Source organism: Rhizobium sp. ERR 942 (assembly GCF_007828395.1).
Classification (GTDB): Bacteria; Pseudomonadota; Alphaproteobacteria; order Rhizobiales; family Rhizobiaceae; genus Rhizobium; species Rhizobium dioscoreae.
Genome location: NZ_VIUA01000009.1, coordinates 143,835 through 161,966 on the forward strand (window position 1 = coordinate 143,835; position 18,132 = coordinate 161,966).

General features: G+C 60.1%; 17 protein-coding genes. 9 read left to right on the plus strand and 8 right to left on the minus strand.

All coding sequences use genetic code 11. From position 1 onward, the window contains the following. Position 1: 1 nt before the first annotated feature. Genes FBZ97_RS29605 through FBZ97_RS29630 form a run of 6 tightly spaced genes read left to right on the plus strand, consistent with a single transcriptional unit; the run spans position 2 to position 5,897 of the window. Positions 2-1,009 (plus strand): ABC transporter permease, encoded by a 1,008-nt coding sequence (locus FBZ97_RS29605; RefSeq protein WP_246661901.1) that lies wholly within the window; start codon positions 2-4, stop codon positions 1,007-1,009. Between the two features lie 5 nt (positions 1,010-1,014). Next, the gene (locus tag FBZ97_RS29610) at positions 1,015-2,103 is read left to right on the plus strand and encodes a phosphotriesterase (RefSeq protein WP_113388678.1); all 1,089 of its coding nucleotides are present in this window, start codon (positions 1,015-1,017) and stop codon (positions 2,101-2,103) included. 26 nt (positions 2,104-2,129) lie between these two features. Further along, positions 2,130-2,900 carry a glutamine amidotransferase gene (locus FBZ97_RS29615; protein WP_113396487.1) on the plus strand — a complete coding sequence of 257 codons (771 nt, stop codon included), beginning with the start codon at positions 2,130-2,132 and terminating at the stop codon, positions 2,898-2,900. 5 nt (positions 2,901-2,905) lie between these two features. Then, entirely contained in the window at positions 2,906-3,820 is a 915-nt protein-coding gene (locus tag FBZ97_RS29620; RefSeq protein ID WP_145323183.1) for a PfkB family carbohydrate kinase, read from the plus strand. Beyond that, on the plus strand, positions 3,817-4,659 hold the full coding sequence (locus FBZ97_RS29625; protein WP_145323185.1) for a BtpA/SgcQ family protein: 843 nt from the start codon (positions 3,817-3,819) through the stop codon (positions 4,657-4,659). The genes FBZ97_RS29620 and FBZ97_RS29625 overlap by 4 nt, the downstream gene beginning before the upstream one ends. Further along, a complete protein-coding gene (locus tag FBZ97_RS29630) occupies positions 4,656-5,897 on the plus strand; it encodes a Zn-dependent hydrolase (RefSeq protein WP_145323187.1) in 1,242 nt (413 codons plus the stop codon). The genes FBZ97_RS29625 and FBZ97_RS29630 overlap by 4 nt, the downstream gene beginning before the upstream one ends. Positions 5,898-6,113: 216 nt before the next feature. Here FBZ97_RS29630 and FBZ97_RS29635 read toward each other — a convergent pair whose 3' ends face one another. After that, positions 6,114-7,025, minus strand: a complete 912-nt coding sequence (locus tag FBZ97_RS29635) for a LysR family transcriptional regulator (protein ID WP_145323189.1) — start codon at positions 7,023-7,025, stop codon at positions 6,114-6,116. A 109-nt stretch (positions 7,026-7,134) separates the two neighbouring features. Between FBZ97_RS29635 and FBZ97_RS29640 the strand changes: the two genes are divergently transcribed. The 3 genes from FBZ97_RS29640 to FBZ97_RS29650 all read left to right on the plus strand — a co-directional run bounded on the left by FBZ97_RS29640 (position 7,135) and on the right by FBZ97_RS29650 (position 10,572). Continuing rightward, positions 7,135-8,484 carry an amidohydrolase family protein gene (locus FBZ97_RS29640; RefSeq protein ID WP_145323191.1) on the plus strand — a complete coding sequence of 450 codons (1,350 nt, stop codon included), beginning with the start codon at positions 7,135-7,137 and terminating at the stop codon, positions 8,482-8,484. A gap of 62 nt (positions 8,485-8,546) precedes the next feature. After that, entirely contained in the window at positions 8,547-9,746 is a 1,200-nt protein-coding gene (locus FBZ97_RS29645; RefSeq protein ID WP_186449569.1) for an arabinose transporter, read from the plus strand. Between the two features lie 55 nt (positions 9,747-9,801). Further along, positions 9,802-10,572, plus strand: coding sequence for an SDR family NAD(P)-dependent oxidoreductase (locus tag FBZ97_RS29650; RefSeq protein WP_145323194.1), 771 nt, complete (start codon positions 9,802-9,804; stop codon positions 10,570-10,572). 183 nt (positions 10,573-10,755) lie between these two features. On the opposite strand, the gene FBZ97_RS29655 is transcribed toward FBZ97_RS29650, so the two are convergent. The 7 genes from FBZ97_RS29655 to FBZ97_RS29685 all read right to left on the minus strand — a co-directional run bounded on the left by FBZ97_RS29655 (position 10,756) and on the right by FBZ97_RS29685 (position 18,095). After that, positions 10,756-12,117, minus strand: a complete 1,362-nt coding sequence (locus FBZ97_RS29655) for an LLM class flavin-dependent oxidoreductase (protein ID WP_145323196.1) — start codon at positions 12,115-12,117, stop codon at positions 10,756-10,758. 104 nt (positions 12,118-12,221) lie between these two features. Beyond that, positions 12,222-12,824, minus strand: a complete 603-nt coding sequence (locus tag FBZ97_RS29660; protein ID WP_145323198.1) for an alkylhydroperoxidase domain protein — start codon at positions 12,822-12,824, stop codon at positions 12,222-12,224. A gap of 23 nt (positions 12,825-12,847) precedes the next feature. Next, positions 12,848-13,477, minus strand: coding sequence for a CMD domain protein (locus tag FBZ97_RS29665; protein ID WP_113352987.1), 630 nt, complete (start codon positions 13,475-13,477; stop codon positions 12,848-12,850). Positions 13,478-13,503: 26 nt separating this feature from the next. Beyond that, positions 13,504-14,556, minus strand: coding sequence for a putative FMN-dependent luciferase-like monooxygenase (locus tag FBZ97_RS29670; protein ID WP_145323200.1), 1,053 nt, complete (start codon positions 14,554-14,556; stop codon positions 13,504-13,506). A 4-nt stretch (positions 14,557-14,560) separates the two neighbouring features. Next, positions 14,561-16,240, minus strand: a complete 1,680-nt coding sequence (locus FBZ97_RS29675) for an ABC transporter ATP-binding protein (protein ID WP_145323202.1) — start codon at positions 16,238-16,240, stop codon at positions 14,561-14,563. After that, complete coding sequence (locus FBZ97_RS29680) at positions 16,237-17,154, minus strand: ABC transporter permease (RefSeq protein WP_145323204.1); 918 nt, start codon at positions 17,152-17,154, stop codon at positions 16,237-16,239. Before FBZ97_RS29680 ends, FBZ97_RS29675 begins: the two co-directional genes overlap by 4 nt. After that, positions 17,154-18,095, minus strand: coding sequence for an ABC transporter permease (locus FBZ97_RS29685; RefSeq protein WP_145323206.1), 942 nt, complete (start codon positions 18,093-18,095; stop codon positions 17,154-17,156). The genes FBZ97_RS29680 and FBZ97_RS29685 overlap by 1 nt, the downstream gene beginning before the upstream one ends. Positions 18,096-18,132: the final 37 nt, after the last annotated feature.

Here is an 18,132-nt window from a genome sequence, read left to right on the forward strand (position 1 = left end):
CATGACATCCTCTCACGCCCAAACCGACACGTCGTCTCGGCTGCGGAAGGCTCGCCTCTACGACAAGGCGATAGCCAATGGCGGCATTGTTTCAATCGCCCTGTTTTTCATCGCGGTCTGCATTTTCTTCTCCCTCTTTACAAATGTCTTTCTGACCGCTCCCAATCTCTTGAACGTGGTCAGACAATCCGCCCCCTTGTTGATCGTGGCGGCGGCCATGACCTTCGTCATCACGACAGGCGGTATCGATCTTTCGGTTGGATCCGTATTGGCCCTTGCAGCAACGCTTTCGGCCGCCTGCCTGCAGGCAGGAATCGCGTGGCCGATTGTCGTTGTTTTGATGATGCTTCTTGGCGCGGCGACCGGATTAATCCAAGGATATTTCATCGCCTATGAGCGGATCCCCGCCTTCATCGTCACGCTGGCCGGACTATCGGTCATCAGGGGGCTGGCGCTGCTTATCACCGGTGGCTATTCGATTCCGGTCGATCCGCAGAGCCCGTTCACCGCGATTGGCCAGGCCTGGTTCGTTGGCATCCCTGCCCCCGCGATGATCGCGATCGTTGCCCTCATCGCGGCCTATATCGCCTTCAACGAAACGCCGTTCGGGCGATACGTCACCGGCATCGGCGCCAATGCCGAGGCGGTGCGCCGCTCAGGCGTCAACACGCGGCGAGTCACCCTATTCGTCTATGTGATATCGGGCGTGGCAGCCTCCGTCGCCGGCATCATTCTTGCCGCGCGCCTGGGGTCCGGTTCCTCAAATGCCGGGCAAGGCTTCGAGCTCGATGTCATCGCCGCGGTTGTACTGGGCGGTACGAGCCTGTTCGGCGGGCGCGGTTCAGTGGTCGGAACGGTGCTCGGCGCACTGACGGTTGCCGTCATCGCCAACGGCCTGATCCTCTCGCACATGTCGCCCTTCTTCACGCCGATCGTCACCGGGGTCATCATCCTCGTGGCAATCTGGTTGAACTTCCGCCTTTTCAAAGGCGCGATAAGAGGCCGCTGAGCATGATGGATCATCTCTTTGCCGAGGGGGCCAGAACGCGGCACGCCATTGGCGTTCATACCGGATGCGCGATGACCGTGCTCGGCCCAATTCCGGTCGCGGACATGGGTGTGACACTCATGCATGAGCACATCTTCCTTGACGGAGCGACCTCATGGAAGTGCCCTTGCCATCCCGACGAAAAGGCGATCGCCGAACAGCCGGTTGGAATAGAGATCATCGGCGAGTTGCGGATGAACCCCTATATGAACCGCGACAACGTCTCGCTGGATGATCGGGATCTGGCGCTAGCCGAACTTTCCCGCTTCCAGAAGCTTGGCGGCCATACCGTGGTTGAAACCACCAACTTTGGCATAGGGCGCGATGCCGAACAATTGGCCCGCATCGCCCGCATGTCCGGTCTGAAGATCATCATGGGAACCGGTTTCTACCTGGAGCATACGCATCCGGAGTGGCTGAAGGGCATGGATCTGGACGAGGTCACCGCCTTCATCGTCAACGACGTCGGCGGTGGCGAAACCCAGCCAGATATCATGGCAGGCATCATCGGTGAGGTCGGCGTCAGCAAGGACTTTACAGCCGAGGAGCAAAAATCCTTGAGGGCATCGGCGCGAGCCTCGCGGTTGACTGGCCTGCCTCTATCCATCCATTTGCCGGGATGGGAACGCCTTGCCCATCGCGTCCTTGATGTGGTCGAGGATGAAGGCGCGGACCTGCGTCACACCGTGCTCTGCCACATGAATCCCAGCCATAATGATCTTCATTATCAAAAGAGCCTCGCGGAACGCGGTGCCTTCCTGGAATACGACATGATCGGCATGGATTATTATTACGCCGATCAGAATGCGCAATCGCCATCGGACGAGGAGAACGCGAGGGCGATCAGGGCGCTCATAGACCTGGGCTTCGCCGATCGGCTGCTTCTGTCTCAGGACGTCTTTCTCAAGATCATGCTGACCCGCTATGGCGGCTTCGGCTACGGCTACATTCTCAAGCATTTCCTGCCGCGACTGAAGCGTCACGGTGTCGATCAGCAGGCGATCGACCAAATGCTGATCACCAATCCCCAATCGGTATTTTCCGCCTCGGCCTGAAGGTCGGGTGCATCCAAGGAGCAGACATGAGCAAGAAAAAGGTTCTTCTGGCGGGTGAATCATGGGTTTCGACCGCCACCCATATCAAGGGTTTCGATCAGTTTCCGACGGTGACCTATCACACCGGTGCCGACGACTTGCTGAAGGCATTGAAGGACAGCGCCTTTGATGTCACCTTCATGCCGGCCCATGAGGCGCAGCGTGATTTCCCGCTGACAGCCGAAGCACTCGCGGAATATGACGCGGTCGTTCTGTCCGATATCGGCGCAAACACGCTGCTATTGCACCCTGATACCTGGATTCATTCCAAGAGGACGCCAAACCGGCTGAAGCTGCTGCGCGATTACGTTACAAATGGCGGCGCGTTGCTGATGTTCGGCGGCTATTACAGCTTCCAAGGCATCAATGGCGGCGCGCGCTATCATAAAACGCCAGTGGAGGAGGTGCTGCCGGTAACCTGCCTTGCCATCGATGACCGCGTTGAAGTTCCCGAGGGGTTTTCGCCCGTCGTGACAGGCAATGACACCCACCCGGTTCTCAAAGGCCTCGGCAAAGATTGGCCCTACCTTCTCGGTTTCAATGAGGTGAAGGCGAAGCCAGGAGCTGACGTGCTTGCGACGGTTTCAGGCGAATATGGTTCGCAGCCACTTTTGGTAACCGGCACCTATGGCGCCGGCAGGACACTCGTCTGGACTTCGGATGTCGGTCCACACTGGCTGCCGCCGGAGTTCATTGCCTGGAACGGCTACAAGACGCTCTTCGAGCAGATGCTGGCCTGGGCAACGCTCAAGGACTGACGCCCATGCGCCTCCACGTCGTCGGCAATGTCTGCGTCGATACGAGCTTCCGCCTGCCACGCCTGCCGCGTCCGGGGGAAACGCTCAATGCGACCTCGATCGTTGAAGGCATAGGAGGCAAGGGTGCCAATCAAGCCGTGGCGGCGGCGCGAAGCGGGGCAGCGGTGTGCTTCTGGAGCGCGCTTGGCGACGACGACATGGCGGATGGCGTGAGCGAGACGTTGAAGAGCGACCTCGAGGTCGATCGACTGATCCGCCTGCCTCTTTCCACCGACCGTTCGACGATCCTGCTGGAAGAAGCCGGCGAAAACGCCATCGTCAGCGCCGTCGCCTGCGCGCGAGCCTTCGATCCGATCCGGCAATCGGCCCTGACGCGGACCTGGAGCAAGGGCGACATCCTTCTGATGCAGGGCAACCTGTTCAGGGAGGTCACCGCCAGCTGTCTGAAGCTTGCCGGGAGGTCAGGCCTGAAGACGGTGCTCAATGCCAGTCCTCTGTCGGACATGACGGTCGAGGATCTTGCCGACGTGGATCTTGTCATCGTCAATCAAGGCGAAGCCGCGGCGCTGACGGGCATGGAAAGCCCAAGGGCAGCGGCAAACCTGCTTTTGGAGAACGGAGCGAGAAGCGTCGTCGTGACGCTTGGAAGCCAAGGCAGCCTCATATGGGATCAGGCGGATCAAACACCAGTTTTCCTCGCAGCGCCCAAGAGCGCGGTCGTTGATACCAGCGGCGCCGGTGACTGCTTTGCGGGCGTCCTCGTCGGCATGCTCGCACAAGGAAAACCCCTGACCGCAGCCGCGAACGTGGCAACCAAGGCCGCCGGCATCTCCGTCGGTCGTCTTGGAACGCTCGCCTCCTACCCCTCGCGGGTGGAAATTTCGGACATCATCAAGAGATCAGAACTGGAAAACACATGAGTGGGACAATGAAACCCATCGGGCAGATAGCTGGCAACGCGCTCATCGATCTTTTCGGGCGCGAAAAGGCAATCATAGGCGTCGTTCACCTGGCGCCGCTTCCCGGTGCGCCGCGCTACTCCGGCGAGGAGATCGAGACCGTCTACCAGCGCGGACTTGACGATGCCCGCGCCTACCTTGCCGGCGGCTGCGACGCCGTGATCATCGAGAACCACGGCGATATTCCTTTTTCCAAGCCCGATGACATCGGCCCCGAAACCTCGGCCTACATGGCCGTCATCTCCGATCGCATCCGTCGCGAACTCGGCGGTCCGATCGGCATCAATGTTCTTGCGAATGCCGCCATTCCGGCGCTTGCAATCGCCAGTGCGGCAGGCGCGGGCTTCGTGCGCGTCAATCAATGGGCGAACGCCTATGTCGCCAATGAAGGCTTCATCGAGGGAGAAGCTGCCCGCGCAATGCGCTATCGCGCACGGCTCAATGCCCATGGCATCCGCATCTTCGCCGATGCCCATGTCAAACATGGAGCGCATGCCATCGTTGCGGACCGACCGATCGAGGAACAGGTCAAGGATCTCGTCTTCTTTGACGCGGATGCCATTATCGCCACAGGGCAAAGGACAGGGCATGCAGCCGATCTCGATTACATCAAATTGATCAAGCGGGCGGCGGGCCTGCCGACCCTCGTGGGCAGCGGTGTGACGCCGGAAAATGGTAACGACATTCTGTCGGTCGCAGATGGCGTGATCATTGCAAGCTCACTGAAGTATGATGGCGTCTGGTGGAACGCAGTCGATCCGCAACGGGTAAAAGACTTCGTGACAGGCATCCATCGATGACGTCATACCCACAAATCAATGCGCAGCGTCTGCTGCGGCGCATTGCCGATTTTGCAACGATAGGAGCCACGCCAGCGGGAGGGGTGAACCGTCAAGCGTTGAGCATCGGAGATAGGACGGCCCGGCGCCGGCTCGCGGAACTGGCCGTTGCCCGCGGTTTCAAAGCCAACCAGGATGCGATTGCCAATCTGTTCATCCGGCGTGAGGGACATGATCCTTCATTGCCACCCGTTTTGATTGGCAGCCATCTTGACAGCCAGCCCACGGGAGGCAGGTTTGATGGTGCGCTTGGCACGCTATCCGCCTTCGAGGTACTGGAAGCCCTTGAGGATGCCGGAGCCGTTACGGAACGATCCGTCGAAGTTGTGTCTTGGACCAACGAGGAAGGTAGCCGCTTCTCTCCCGGCTGCATGGGATCCATGGCCTTTATTGGCGCGGGCGACATGGCTGTGTGGCAGGATGCGCGCGGCACCGACGGGGTCAGGCTTGGCGATGAATTGGAGGCGACATTGAAGGCACTGCCGGAAGCCAAGATGCAGCCGGTCGGCCATGTGGTGTCCGCTTTCGTTGAGATGCATATCGAGCAGGGACCCGTTCTCGAGCGCGCGGGCATCCCGATCGGCCTCGTCACCGGCGTACAAGGAACCAGATGGCTCGAAGTTTCCTTCAGCGGCGAGGCGGCTCATGCTGGCACGACTCCGCTGGAATTCCGCAAAGATCCCATGGCGGCGGCCGTCGCGGCGATCGCGCAACTGCAGCTCCTCGTCATGCCTGCCGATCCGATGGCGCGGCTGACCGTTGGTCGAATGAGCGTCGAACCCAGTTCCGTCAACGTCATTCCAAGCAGGGTCACATTCACCATCGACATCCGCCATCCGCGAGAAGACGTGCTTTCTTCCATAGAAGCTCAAATCGACGCGGAATGCCGCGCGTCGGCTATGCGCCATATGGTCGATGTGCTCATCAAAAAACGTTTCGACTTGGCACCCGGACAATTCGACACGGCAATCGTCGATGTGATCGACAAGGCTTGCGAAAGGCTTGGCGTTTCCAACATGAAATTGGTTTCCGGCGCCTTCCACGATGCACTTTTCATCAGCCGTGTTGCACCGACAGCGATGATCTTTGTTCCGTGCCGAGACGGCATCAGTCATAACGAGGCTGAATTTGTCACCTCGGAAAACATCGAGACAGGCGCGAAGGTACTGCTTGAGACCGTCCTTTCTTTGGCCCGATGAGCAATGATCATCCCCCTTAAGGCGGCCGATGATAGCGCGATAGAATCAGCGACGGTATGCGGACGCAGTGGCAGACGATGCCGATCGCGTTGCAGCGGGCGCCAATGGATTTGCCTTTAATGGCTGGAAAGTGGTGCCGCCCTCCGCCGACTTTCGCAGGCGCTCAAAAAAGAGCGCCCACACTATCAATCGGCGGTATACGGCATCCCTCAACCCCTAACGTTCGAGTTCCTCAGTAATGTCGGCGCAGAAATCGACAAATGCGCGCACCTTCGCTGGCGGCTGCTTGCGCGATGGTTGGAAAGCAAAGAGCGGGAAACGCTCGCCATGCCAGTCGGGGAAGAGGTCGGTCAGCGATCCTGTCGCCAATGCCTGCCCAACTCCCCAGCCGATTACCTGAGCAATGCCGGTTCCAGCAAGGCATTCATCGAGCATGGTCTTGGGGTCGGTGAACGTCAACGGTCCGCTCGTCGGAACATCGATTGTCTCGCCTCCCCGGATAAATTCCCATTCGAATGGCCTCCCGGCATAGGGATCGATAAACTGCAGACAGCGATGAACGGAGAGGTCGCGAGGATGCGCCGGACGGCCATGGCGCTCCAGATAGCGAGGCGACGCCACGGTCAGAATTGGTGCTTCTATTAGCTTTCGCGCAATCAGGCTGGCAAAGCGAGGCTGGCCGAACCGGATCGCGAGATCGATACCGTCTGCGACAAGATCTCCGACATGCTCTCTGGTCACGAACTCGATAGATAGATCCGGATAGCGTTCGCAGAATCCGCCAAGCCGGCCTGCGAGCACGAGCGGCAGGAAGAATGGATCGATATCCACTTTCAAGCGACCGCGCACCGCTGTCGCCGCGCCGGATACGACCACGGCGGCATCCTCGATCGCATTCAAGTGCGGCTTCACCTCTTCATAAAACCGCCGGCCCTCGTCGGTTAGCGTCACCGAGCGCGTCGTTCGATCGAGCAGGCGCACGCCGAGGCGTGTCTCAAGACGGCCAATGGCCCGGCTTACACCGGAATCGGTGATGCCGATCAGTTCAGCGCCTTTGACGAAGCTCCCACCTTCAACGACGGCCGCAAACACGCTCACCCCCGAGAGAATCCGTCCATCAAAAGACATGTGCCGACTCCTGACTTTTGGTCAGGAATCATCTGACATAAACGCACTTAATTCAAGATCATTCCAGAGCGATAACGGTCCCGTGCCTTAAACCTGAAAGGACCCAGTCGTGAGCAATCTCAACCATCCCCGCACGCTTTTCAAAGGCGGCACCATACTGACAATGGACAAGACGGTCGGCAATCTCGCCATCGGCGACCTGCTCGTGGAACACGGCAGAATAGCGGCCATCGGACAGAACATCGCCGTTACCGATGCAACGGTTATCGATGCTTCTGACAGCATCGTCATGCCAGGTCTGATCGACTCCCATCATCACATGTGGCTGGGCGCAATGCGCCGCATGATGCCCGATGTGCACGATCTCTTTGCCTATATCGATGTGGTGGCGGAAACGCTGGGCTGCCATTATCGACCGCTGGATATGTATCTCAGCACCCGGCTTACGGCGCTTGCCTGTCTCGATGCCGGCATCACGACCGTCATCGACGCTTGCCATTCCTCCCGCAGCCCGGAACATACCGACGCAGCGCTCGACGCTCTCGATGGCAGCGGCATCCGCGCCCTGCACATGGTCGGTGCCGCCATGGACAAGAAGGCGTCTGCCGCCCACCTGCCAGGCGATCTGAAGCGGCTGGCGGAGAACTGGAACCAAGGCGATGGCCTTGTGCGTGTCGGCCTGTTCGGCCAGCTCAATCTCGATTGGTGGAAGGTCGCCCGCAGCCTGAATATGCGCATTCTGACCGAGTTCATCGGCGATCTAGCCAAGCTCGGCCCGGAATTTGCCGAAGAGGGCGTGCTCGGCCCGCACAACATCTTCAATCATTGCACCCGCATTCCGCGGGAGACGTGGCGCCTCTTTGCCAATGCCGGCGTGAACATTACCGTCAACCCGCGTTCCGATGCACTGTTCGGTTTCGATGACGAGAGTTTCGCGTATCAGCAAGCGATCGACCATGGCCTGACACCGGCTATCGGCATCGATCTCGACACGGCCTTCGGCAGCGACATGTTCGGCGAGATGCACGCCCTATTCCTGCAGCAGCGCTCGGCCATGCGTTACCGCAAATTCCGAGGCGAAGATAATGTGCCCTTGCCGATCACCGTCGAGCGCGTCCTTGAAGCGGCAACCGTGAACGGTGCACGCGCCGCGGGACTTGAGAGCGAGGTCGGTTCGCTGGCGCCCGGCAAGCAGGCCGATATCATCATGGTGCGTGCCGACGGGGTCGCCGTCATACCGGTCAACAACGTTGTCGGCACGATCGTCCAGGCCGTCGAGCACTCGGATGTCGATACGGTCATGGTCGCCGGCGAGATCCGCAAGCATGGCGGAAAGCTGGTCGGCACCGATCTCATCAAGCTGTCATCGGAGATCGCCGCGTCGCGCGATTACCTGCTGGAAAAGAGCGGCTATCGCCTGGACCGCCTCGGCGCACCCGCCCCCGAAGAAGCGGCCTGAATCGGTGCCGCCGCTTTTCAGCGACGCTGCTATCCCACAGATTTTTCAGAATGGAGGCTGTCATGTCAGCATCTCTCATCAATGAGACGACGGAAGCGAAAGCCGCTCCCGCATATCTTTCCCGCCCTGCCCCGGGGATCATCGCCGCGCTCTTTTGTGGCTATCTCGCGGTCGGACTCCCGCTTCCGGTTATTCCGCTCTTCATCCACGACAAGCTCGGTTTCAACAATCTGGTCGTCGGCCTGGTGATTGGCATCCAATTCCTCGCTACCGTGCTCAGTCGTGGCTATGCGGGACGCTTGACCGATCTCAAGGGCGGTCAGCGTTCCGCCCTGCAAGGTGCCGCAATCAGCATGACCGCAGGGCTGCTCTATCTGGCGGCGGCCATGCCTATTCTCTCGCCCGATGTCAGCCTTGCAATTCTTGCTGTCGGGCGGTTGATTGCCGGTCTCGGGGAGAGCCTCTTCGTCACCGGCTGTGTCTCCTGGTCGATCGCCTCGGTCGGACCACAGCGCGCAGGCATGTCGATGTCGTGGACCGGCATTGCCATGTTCGCGGCACTGGCCATCGGCGCGCCGGTCGGCATGGCTCTGTATCAGTCTTATGGCCTGGAGACCGCAATGATCGCCTGCATCCTTGCCCCGCTACTCGCAGTCGCTATCGCATTTCGTTCGACCTCTTATACGAGCCCGGCAGGCCCGCGTCTGCCCTTCCATAAGGTCATCGGCCAAATCTGGCGCGAAGGGGCCGGGCTGATGCTGCAAGGAGTGGGACTGTCGGGTCTTACCGCCTTCGCATCGCTCTACTTCGCAGCCCACCATTGGAACAATGCCGGCTTGGTCATGACGGCCTTCGGCATCGGCTTCATCTTCGTGCGCGTCGTATTCGGTTCGCTGCCCGACAGAATGAGCGGCTATAGCATCGCATTCTGGTCCTCGGTGATAGTTGCAGCCGGCCAGGCGCTGATCTGGGTGACGCCTAATGAATGGATGGCGCTTGCCGGCGCCCTGGTCACCGGCCTCGGTTGTGCGCTGATCTTTCCCGCTCTCGGCGTCGAAGCGCTGAAGCGAGTGCCTCCGGCCAATCGTGGCAGCGCCATGGGCGGCTTCGTGGCTTTTCTCGATATCGCCTACGGCATTTCCGGTCCGGTCGCTGGCATCATCGCCGGACAGTTCGGTTATGCGGCCGTCTACCTCTTTGGCGCCGCCTGCGCCCTCGCCGGTGCCGCACTTGTCCAGACCGCCCGCTCTTCGCAATCCTGACCATTATTCCACATTGCCTGTGAGACTTGCTCGCCGGCTATCAAAGGAGATTTTCATGTCCCGCATCTTCATTTCCGGCTCGTCGACCGGTCTCGGCCTCATGGTGGCTGAACGTCTAACCGAACAAAGCCACCGGGTCGTGCTTCATGCGCGCAATCCGGCTCGCGCCAACGATGCCCGCCGCGCTCTTCCGAAGGCGGAGGCTGTCGTGATCGGTGATCTCGAAACTATCGCCGGCGCAAGAAATGTCGCCGCCGAAGTCAACAAACTCGGCCGGTTCGATGCGGTGATCCACAATGCCGCTGTCGGCTATCGCGAAGCTCATCGCCTCACCTCCGATGGGCTGCCGCATGTCTTCGCCATAAACACGCTGTCGGCCTACATTCTGACCGCGCTCATCGAACCACCGAAGCGGCTAGTCTACCTGTCGTCCGGCATGCACCATCATGCGGATGCCAATCTCGATGATATTCTCTGGAAACGTCGCAGGTGGAACGGATCAGAGGCCTATGCCGAAAGCAAGCTGCACGACGCAATGCTCGCATTCGCGATCGCGCGACGTTGGAAGGACGTGTTCTCGAATTCGCTGGAGCCCGGATGGGTTCCGACCAAGATGGGCGGCCCTGGCGCACCCGACGACATGGCACAGGCCCATCTGACTCAAGTCTGGCTGGCAGCCGGCGACGACCCGAAGGCGGATGTCACGGGAGAATACTTCTATCATCTGAAGCGTCGAACCGCGAACCCGCAGGCTCATGATCCAGCGCTTCAAGACAGCCTCATCGCAATCTGCGAGGAGATCTCGGGCGTGGCTTTGCCGAAATAATTCACCGTCGGTCCTTTAGATCTTTAAAAATCTATTGGAACTCGCACGGGAAGCATTCGGGACTCGAAAGAACACTAAGCCAGCATACTCTCCTTCGCCGTAATCTGGTCCGATCCAACGAAACGACACGTCCAGAGAATTCCGGGCGTCACGTGTTTCTACCTTTCAAATCCACAAGCTTGACTATCGCCGTCTATAAGACGCCCCGCAGTGACGTTCCGGCAGGCGAGCGGTTTCCCCGAAGATCTTTTGCCGCAGTGAACCTTCCGCGTATGCAGTCTTATAGAGACCCCGATCCTGCAAGGCTGGCACTACAACATCAACGAAATCCTCGAAGCCCTCCGGCGCCACCGTACGGGTGAGGTTAAAGCCGTCGATCTCCCCCTCATCGATCCACGCGGAAAGCTCATCCGCGACCGTTGCGGCATCGCCGACAATGACCGGATACCGGCCGCCGATGGACAGTTCCCCTAGCAATTGCCGCTTGGTCCAGCCTCGTTGCCGCGCAGTTTGCGTTGCTGACTGGCTGGCGTTGGACGGTCCATAGACGATAGTCTCGTCGAGCTCGTAACGCGAAAAATCGATGCCCGTGCTCGCCGAAAAATGCGCCAATCCGGCTTCAGGATTAGCATGGTGGAGGTAGTCCGTATATTTTTCCCGCGCCGCGGCGGCCGAGCGATCCGTTACGACAGTAATGCCGACAAAGATTTTCACGTCATCGGGCTTTCGGCCCACGGCAACAGCCGCCTGGCGCAGCGCCCGGACAGCGGCGCGTGCTGCATTCTTGTCGGCGGCTGCAATGAAGATGCATTCGGCATGACGGGCAGCAAATTGCCTGCCGCGGCCGGATGTACCCGCCTGATAGAGAACCGGTGTACGCTGTATGGACGGTTCGGCAAGATGATAGCCGCTCGAACGATAGAATTGCCCCTGATGATCTATCCGATGGACTTTTGATGGGTCGGCATAGATGCGCTTTTTCTTGTCCGCCAAAACCGCGTCGTCTTCCCAGCTTCCCTCCCAGAATTTGTACAGGAGTTCGAGATATTCGTCTGCGCGATCGTAGCGGGCATCGTGCTCGATCTGCGTATCGAGCCCCAAGCCGCGCGCGGCGCTGTCGAGATAGCCGGTTACGATATTCCAGCCAATGCGCCCATCGGTCAGATGATCGAGTGTCGACATGCGCCGCGCAAAAACATAGGGCGCATCCGTACTGGCATTGACCGTTACACCAAAGCCGAGATGCCGCGTCACGGCCGCCATGGCGGACACCACCAACAAGGGATCATTGAGCGGCAACTGAATGGATTCCCGCAAGGTTAGATCGACCGAGTTCTGGTAGACGTCATAGACGCCGAGAATATCGGCCAGGAAAATGCCATCGAAAAGGCCGCGTTCCAGCGTCGCCGCAAGCGATGTCCAATAGCTCAGCGTCTTATAGCGATCGGACTGATCTCGCGGATGGGTCCATAGCCCGTGATTGATGTGCCCGACGCAGTTCATGTTGAATGCGTTGAGCAGTATCTTTTTTCTTTGCGTGACCATCTCGTCCGTCGTTTCAGTTTCGATCGCGCCGTATTGTAGCGCTTGCCATCGACATAGCCGCCCTCCAGACGAGCTTCCGCTGCTCAATCACGACAACGTCTGCTTCAGACCGCTGGTGTCGGTTCGCCAAGCGAAAGCATCAATCGGTTTGCCCAATTGAAGAAGGCAGCTCCATGGATCACGTCGGCGATTTCCAGATCATCCAGGCCTTCCTCGCGCAATCTGACGATCTCGTTGGCTCCAAATTGCGATGGCGTCGCGGTGAGCGCGGCTGAAGCCTCGACAACCGCATTCCAGCGACTGCCAAGATCAGCCTGAAGCCCATCATCCAGCAGACGCTGCACGTCATCCGTCCGCTTGGAATGATGGGCGGCGAAGCGAGAATGGACCGATGCGCAAAAAATACAGCCATTCACCCGCGATGCGGCCGTGGCGGCCAGTTCACGCTCAGCACGAGGAAGGCCGGCCGAGACATTGTAGAAGATATCCTTGTCCGTCTTGGTACGGGCCTGGAGAATGTCGGGATCGCGTACCAGCAGCATGAAATACGGCGACTTCGCGCGGGATGCATCCACAAGGCCTGCCCAGTGGCGCTCGGTCAAGTCCGCTTCATCAAGGGGCCGCAGCCAGGGTGTCCAGCCGATTTCAGCTTGAGTGAAGACATTTGGCCGGTCTGCGATTTCGGGATGAATTACGGTTTCGGTCATGAAAGGATTCCTTGTTCGTGCGATCAGGCTTGCGCGACACGTCCGACATCGGCTGGATTGGCAGCCAAGGCCCTCAAGCCTGTAACGACCCTGATCTGAAACGCGAGAAATGCGACCAGCTGTGACAAGGTAACGATGCCCGTGGTCGTCCAGCCGGCATCTAGTAGCTTCTGCAGCGCCGCGGCACTCGCATCCCTCGGACGGAAGACCAGAAGGTGGCTGTGTTCGAGCGCCGTGCTGAGCTTCAGGTCCAGAAGTTGCCGGCTTTCGCCCGATACCTCATAAACGAAGCCCGGCCGGTCCTCACGGGAAAGCGGGCCAGCCAGATAATGGCCGTAAGGTCCGGTTGTATCGCCGACCTCCAGCTCCGCGGAGATGATGGCGACGAGCTCCGGGCCGTGCGCCTCATCCCGCAACTTGGAAGAATAAAAATCAGCGATCTCCGGCGCCTTGTGGAGGCCAGCGACAAAGGCGGCGACGGCAAGGCGCTCCGCCGGGGTCACGCTTCCCCAATGCTCGGGCTCGAAAAGAGCTTCATAGCTCTTTTGAGCATTGAGGCGCGTCTCGGGCCGTTGTGCCCGAAGGCCGTCAAGATCGGACCCAGGATCTATTCCCGCGAGGAAATCGATGACGTCTCTGGTCTGCAAAGTCATGGTCGATGCCTTCTCTTCGGATACCGCTATTGGATTTGCGCCGCCAAGCGGCGCTCTTTTCCGGTTAGGTTCTGCCGCACCCAACCAAGCGCTGGGGCGACATGAGCAGCCGTCAGTTCCAGCGAGCGCAGGATATGTTCATGCTGCGGATCGACGGAATGCACTTGAAAGACCAGGTCCGTGACCCGCGCCAATGCCGTGTCTGCCTGAAGCGACGCGATAACGTCGTCGGGGGTGCCGACGTGAACATCGAAGGCTCCAATCAAATCAGCCGTGGTTTCGCCTGGGATCACGAAGCCCGCCGCCTTGAAGTGTTCGACGATCCGCCTCAAGCCGATATCGGCGAAATGAAGGGCCTCTTTCCTGCTATCGGCGACAAAGAGGCTCCGCGAACCCAATATCCGCGGCTGACGCCCTGCCGGCAACGCAGACAGGTAGGCATCGATAATCGGGTTCTGCAGGTCCCAAAGCTTGGCGTGCGGCGTCTCGACCGGCCGCGGCTGTGTGCGCGACAACATCAGCCCGTCCCCATCGCGGCCGGCACGCAAGCCGCCGCCAACGGAAAATGTCGCCTGCCACACATGGTCGCGCAAATGCGGTGCCGCCGGATAGAGGCGGTTGCCGCCTGCAAGCTCTCCGCCCGCCCAGGCATCGCGCACGAGAGCAAGATGGTTGCCATAGACCTCCGTACGCTGGCTGCTTTCCAGGCCGAAGGGAAGGAAGGCCTGCGGGGTGCCGCCCGTTCCGAAGCCGACCTCCAGCCGTCCGCCGAGCAGCTTGTCGAGCACGGCTGTATCTTCGGCGACCCGCACCGCGTTCTCCATCGGCAAAGTGATGACACCCGTGCCCAAACGAATATGCGAGGTCTGCGGGGCCAGGGTGGCGAGAAACACCAATGGCGCAGGCAGGCCGCCTTCGTCTCCGTTGAAGTGATGCTGCGCCACCCAGGCCGTGTCGAAGCCATGTTTTTCGGCATGGATGATCTGCTCGGCAACCAGCCTGTAGCGGGTTCCGGCATCCACCTGGTCCAGGACCCGGCTGAAGAAGCCCAGTCGCTTCGGTAATGTTGGCGTACTCATGGGATCATCCTGCATTGATAAGGACGGGCGCGGTCGCCCGCGGAAACTTCTTGCCTGGCACCGCATCGATCAGCTCGCGTGTGTACGGGCTGCTTGGATTGGAAAAGACGTCTTCGACGCGACCCGTCTCGACCAGCTGCCCGGCGTTCAGCACCGAGACAGTGTCCGCGATCTGTCGCACGACGGCGAGATCGTGGGAGACGAACAGATAGGTTAGCCCAAGCTCGCGCTGCAACTCGCCCAAGAGATCGAGGATCTGCGCCTGCACCGTTACGTCAAGCGCGGAGACAGCCTCGTCGAGCACCAGGATCTGCGGATCGAGCACCAGCGCACGGGCGATCGCGACGCGCTGGCGCTGCCCTCCCGAAAGCGAATGCGGCCGACGTTGCGATATGTCGGCTGGCAGTCTGACCTTGTCGAGAGTGGCCGCCACCTTCGCCAATCGCTCACGGCGGGGCAGCCGTTCGAAATTCAGCAACGGCTCCTCGACGATCCCCGTAATCGTCTGGCGTGGGTCGAGCGATCCATAGGGATTTTGATAGACGAGCTGGATTTTCTTGCGCAGCTGCCTCAGCGCTTCACCGCGCAACGAAGCCAGGTCGAGCCCGTCGATCAGTACCTGACCCGAAGTCGGCTTCTGAAAGGCGGAAACGATCCTTATCGTCGTCGTCTTGCCGGAGCCGGATTCACCGACGATTGCATGGGTGCTGCCGCGGCGAACGCGAAAAGAAACATCGTCGACCGCCCGGAAACTGCCGCCGCGACCGGCACCGAAATCCTGCACCAGCCGATCGACCACGACGATGTCGTCGTCTGCCGCGACGGATGCGACCGGGTGTGCGGGGGCGGCCTTCGGCCGCGCATTCAACGATGGCGCGTCGGCAAGCAGGCGGCGCGTATAGTTGCTTCGCGGGTTTGCGAGAATGTCGGCCGTGCGCCCCTGCTCCTGGATGCGGCCGTGCTGCAGGACGATCAACCTGTCGGATCGATCGGCGGCGACCCCGAGGTCATGGGTCACCAAGAGGACCGCCGTGCCATATTCCCGTCTCAGATCGTCGATCAGATCGAGAATGTGCCTCTGTACCGTCACATCCAGGGCACTGGTGGGTTCGTCGGCGATGATCAGCGAAGGTTTCAGCGCAATGGCAATGGCGATCAACACGCGCTGACGCATGCCGCCGGAGAGCTCGTGCGGATACTGCCTGGCGCGCAATTGAGGCTGGCTAAGGCCGACACGTTCCAGCAATTCGATTGCTTGAGCGCGAGCAGCCGCTCCAGACGCCCGGCCATGCACCGTCAGGATTTCGGCGACCTGTTCGCCGATCGTCCTCACCGGATTGAGCGAATTGCCCGGATCCTGCGGCACGAGGCTGATGATGGAACCTCGAATGCCATCCAGCCGCCTTTGCGGCCAGCCGGCAATATCCTGGCCGTTCAGGCGGATGGTTCCCTGCTGGAGAATGCCGCCTTCGGGCAGAAGGCCGATCAACGCCTGTGCGGTAGAGCTCTTGCCTGAACCGGATTCGCCGACGAGGGCGACCACTTCGCCGGCGCGAACCTCAAAGCCAATATCGTGAACGACCGTGCGCTGGCCGCTCTTGTCGCGATAGGCGACCCTGAGGCCCGCCACATCGAGGATCGGCGCACCCTCTTCCTTAATGGTTTCAATGATCGGAGCCGTCATTTCCCGATGCTCCCGATTGCCCGGCTGATGCGATTGATGGAAATAACCACCAGGACGACGACAAGTCCGGGCGCCGCCGTCAGCCACCAGGCGGTTGCGATATAATTGCGTCCTTCGGCGATCAGCAGGCCCCATTCCGGTGTCGGTGGCGGCGCGCCATAGCCGAGAAAGCCGAGCGTCGCGAGCTGCAGGATCGCCCAGCCGGCCTGAAGCGCAGCAAAGGCGATCACCGAGGTCAGTGAATTCGGCAGGATGTGGCGCCAGAGCACCTTGAGGAATGTCCCGCCGCTGCCGAAGGCGGCCTCGACATATTCGCTTCGCCGCACGGTGACGACTTCGGAGCGAACCAATCTGGCAAACTTGGCGATCAGCGTGCAGCCGACGGCGATCGCGGCATTGACGGTGCCGAAACCGAGTAGAACGATGATGCTGAGCGACAAGAGAAGATCCGGTATCGACAGCATGACATCGACCAGCCTCATGATGACCGTCTCGATCCTGCCGCCGAACGATCCGGCAAGGACGCCGAGCGTCGTGCCGGCCACAAGCGCGATGCCAACGGCCGCGAGCGCGCCCGATAGCGAATGTATCGCACCATAGACGATGCGGGCATAGAGGTCCCGCCCGAGCGAATCCGTGCCCAGGAGATGGGTGGCGCTGGGCGGTCGTAGATGTTGCCCGGGCAGGCCCTGCACAGGGTCGTAGATCGTAAAGAGACTGGGGACGAGTGCCCAAAGGACAGCCAGCGCGAGGATGAGGCAGGCAAGGAAGAGACCAGGCCGGATGCGCGAAAAACGCCGGCCAGCTCCGGCGTTCTCACGAACATCTGTCTCGAGCGTCACGGGCGATATACTGATGTTCCGGTCGGACGCATCGAGGTCTGGATGATGTCGGGCGGTTTCGATCGCTGCCATCACACAGCTCCCAGCTTGGTTTTCAGACGCGGATCGAGCACGGGATAGAGAAGATCGACCACAAGGTTGATGACGACGAAAGCGGTCGCGGCGATGACGACGATCGCTTGAAGAACGGCGACATCCTGACTGTCCACGGCCTGTTTCGTCAGCCCGCCGATACCATTGAGGCCAAACACCGTTTCGGTGATGACCGCGCTGGCGATCAGTTCCCCGAACAGCAATCCGGCAACGGTCAGAACCGGCAGGAGCGTATTCTTGGAGACGTGTCGCCATAGGACCTTGGCATGCGAAAGTCCCTTGGCCCGAGCCACGGGCACGAAAGGCTTCGTCAGGACTTCGTCGATGTTCTTCAGCAATATCTGCGCGAGCGGCGCCGAAATCGGCACCGCGACCGTCAGGATGGGCAGGAAGAGACCCTCCCATGGACCGGGATTGATGACCGGTACGAGGCGAAGCCGGAAGGAGAATATCTGAATGAGCATGATGCCGAGCCAGAAGGTCGGCACCGATATGAACAGCGACGGAATGGATTGGATCAGGCCACGCAGCCAGGTAAAAACGGAGAGATTGCAGGCAATCGCGATCAGAACGGCGAGAAGCGTCGCCACCGCAAACCCCGATGCTGCGAGCAGAAGGGATGGCGGCAGGTTGGTGGCAAGCAGCGAGCTCACCGGAACGCCTGCCTGCAGTGAATAGCCGAAATCCCCCGTCAAAAAATTCCAGACTGCGTGGGCATATTGATGCAGGAAGGATCCGTCGGCGCCATAAGCCGCCCTGATATCGGCAAGCTGTTCGGGGCTTAGTCCGTAATCCGGGTTCTGGAACTTGATCAGCACCGCGTCGCCAGGCAGCGACTGCAGCAAAACGAACGAAACGGTGAAGGCCGCCCATAGGACGAACAGCGCCTGCCCGAACCTTGATAATATGTATCTTGCCATGCCGCTACCATATCTTCGCATGAAGGAGGGCCCGGCA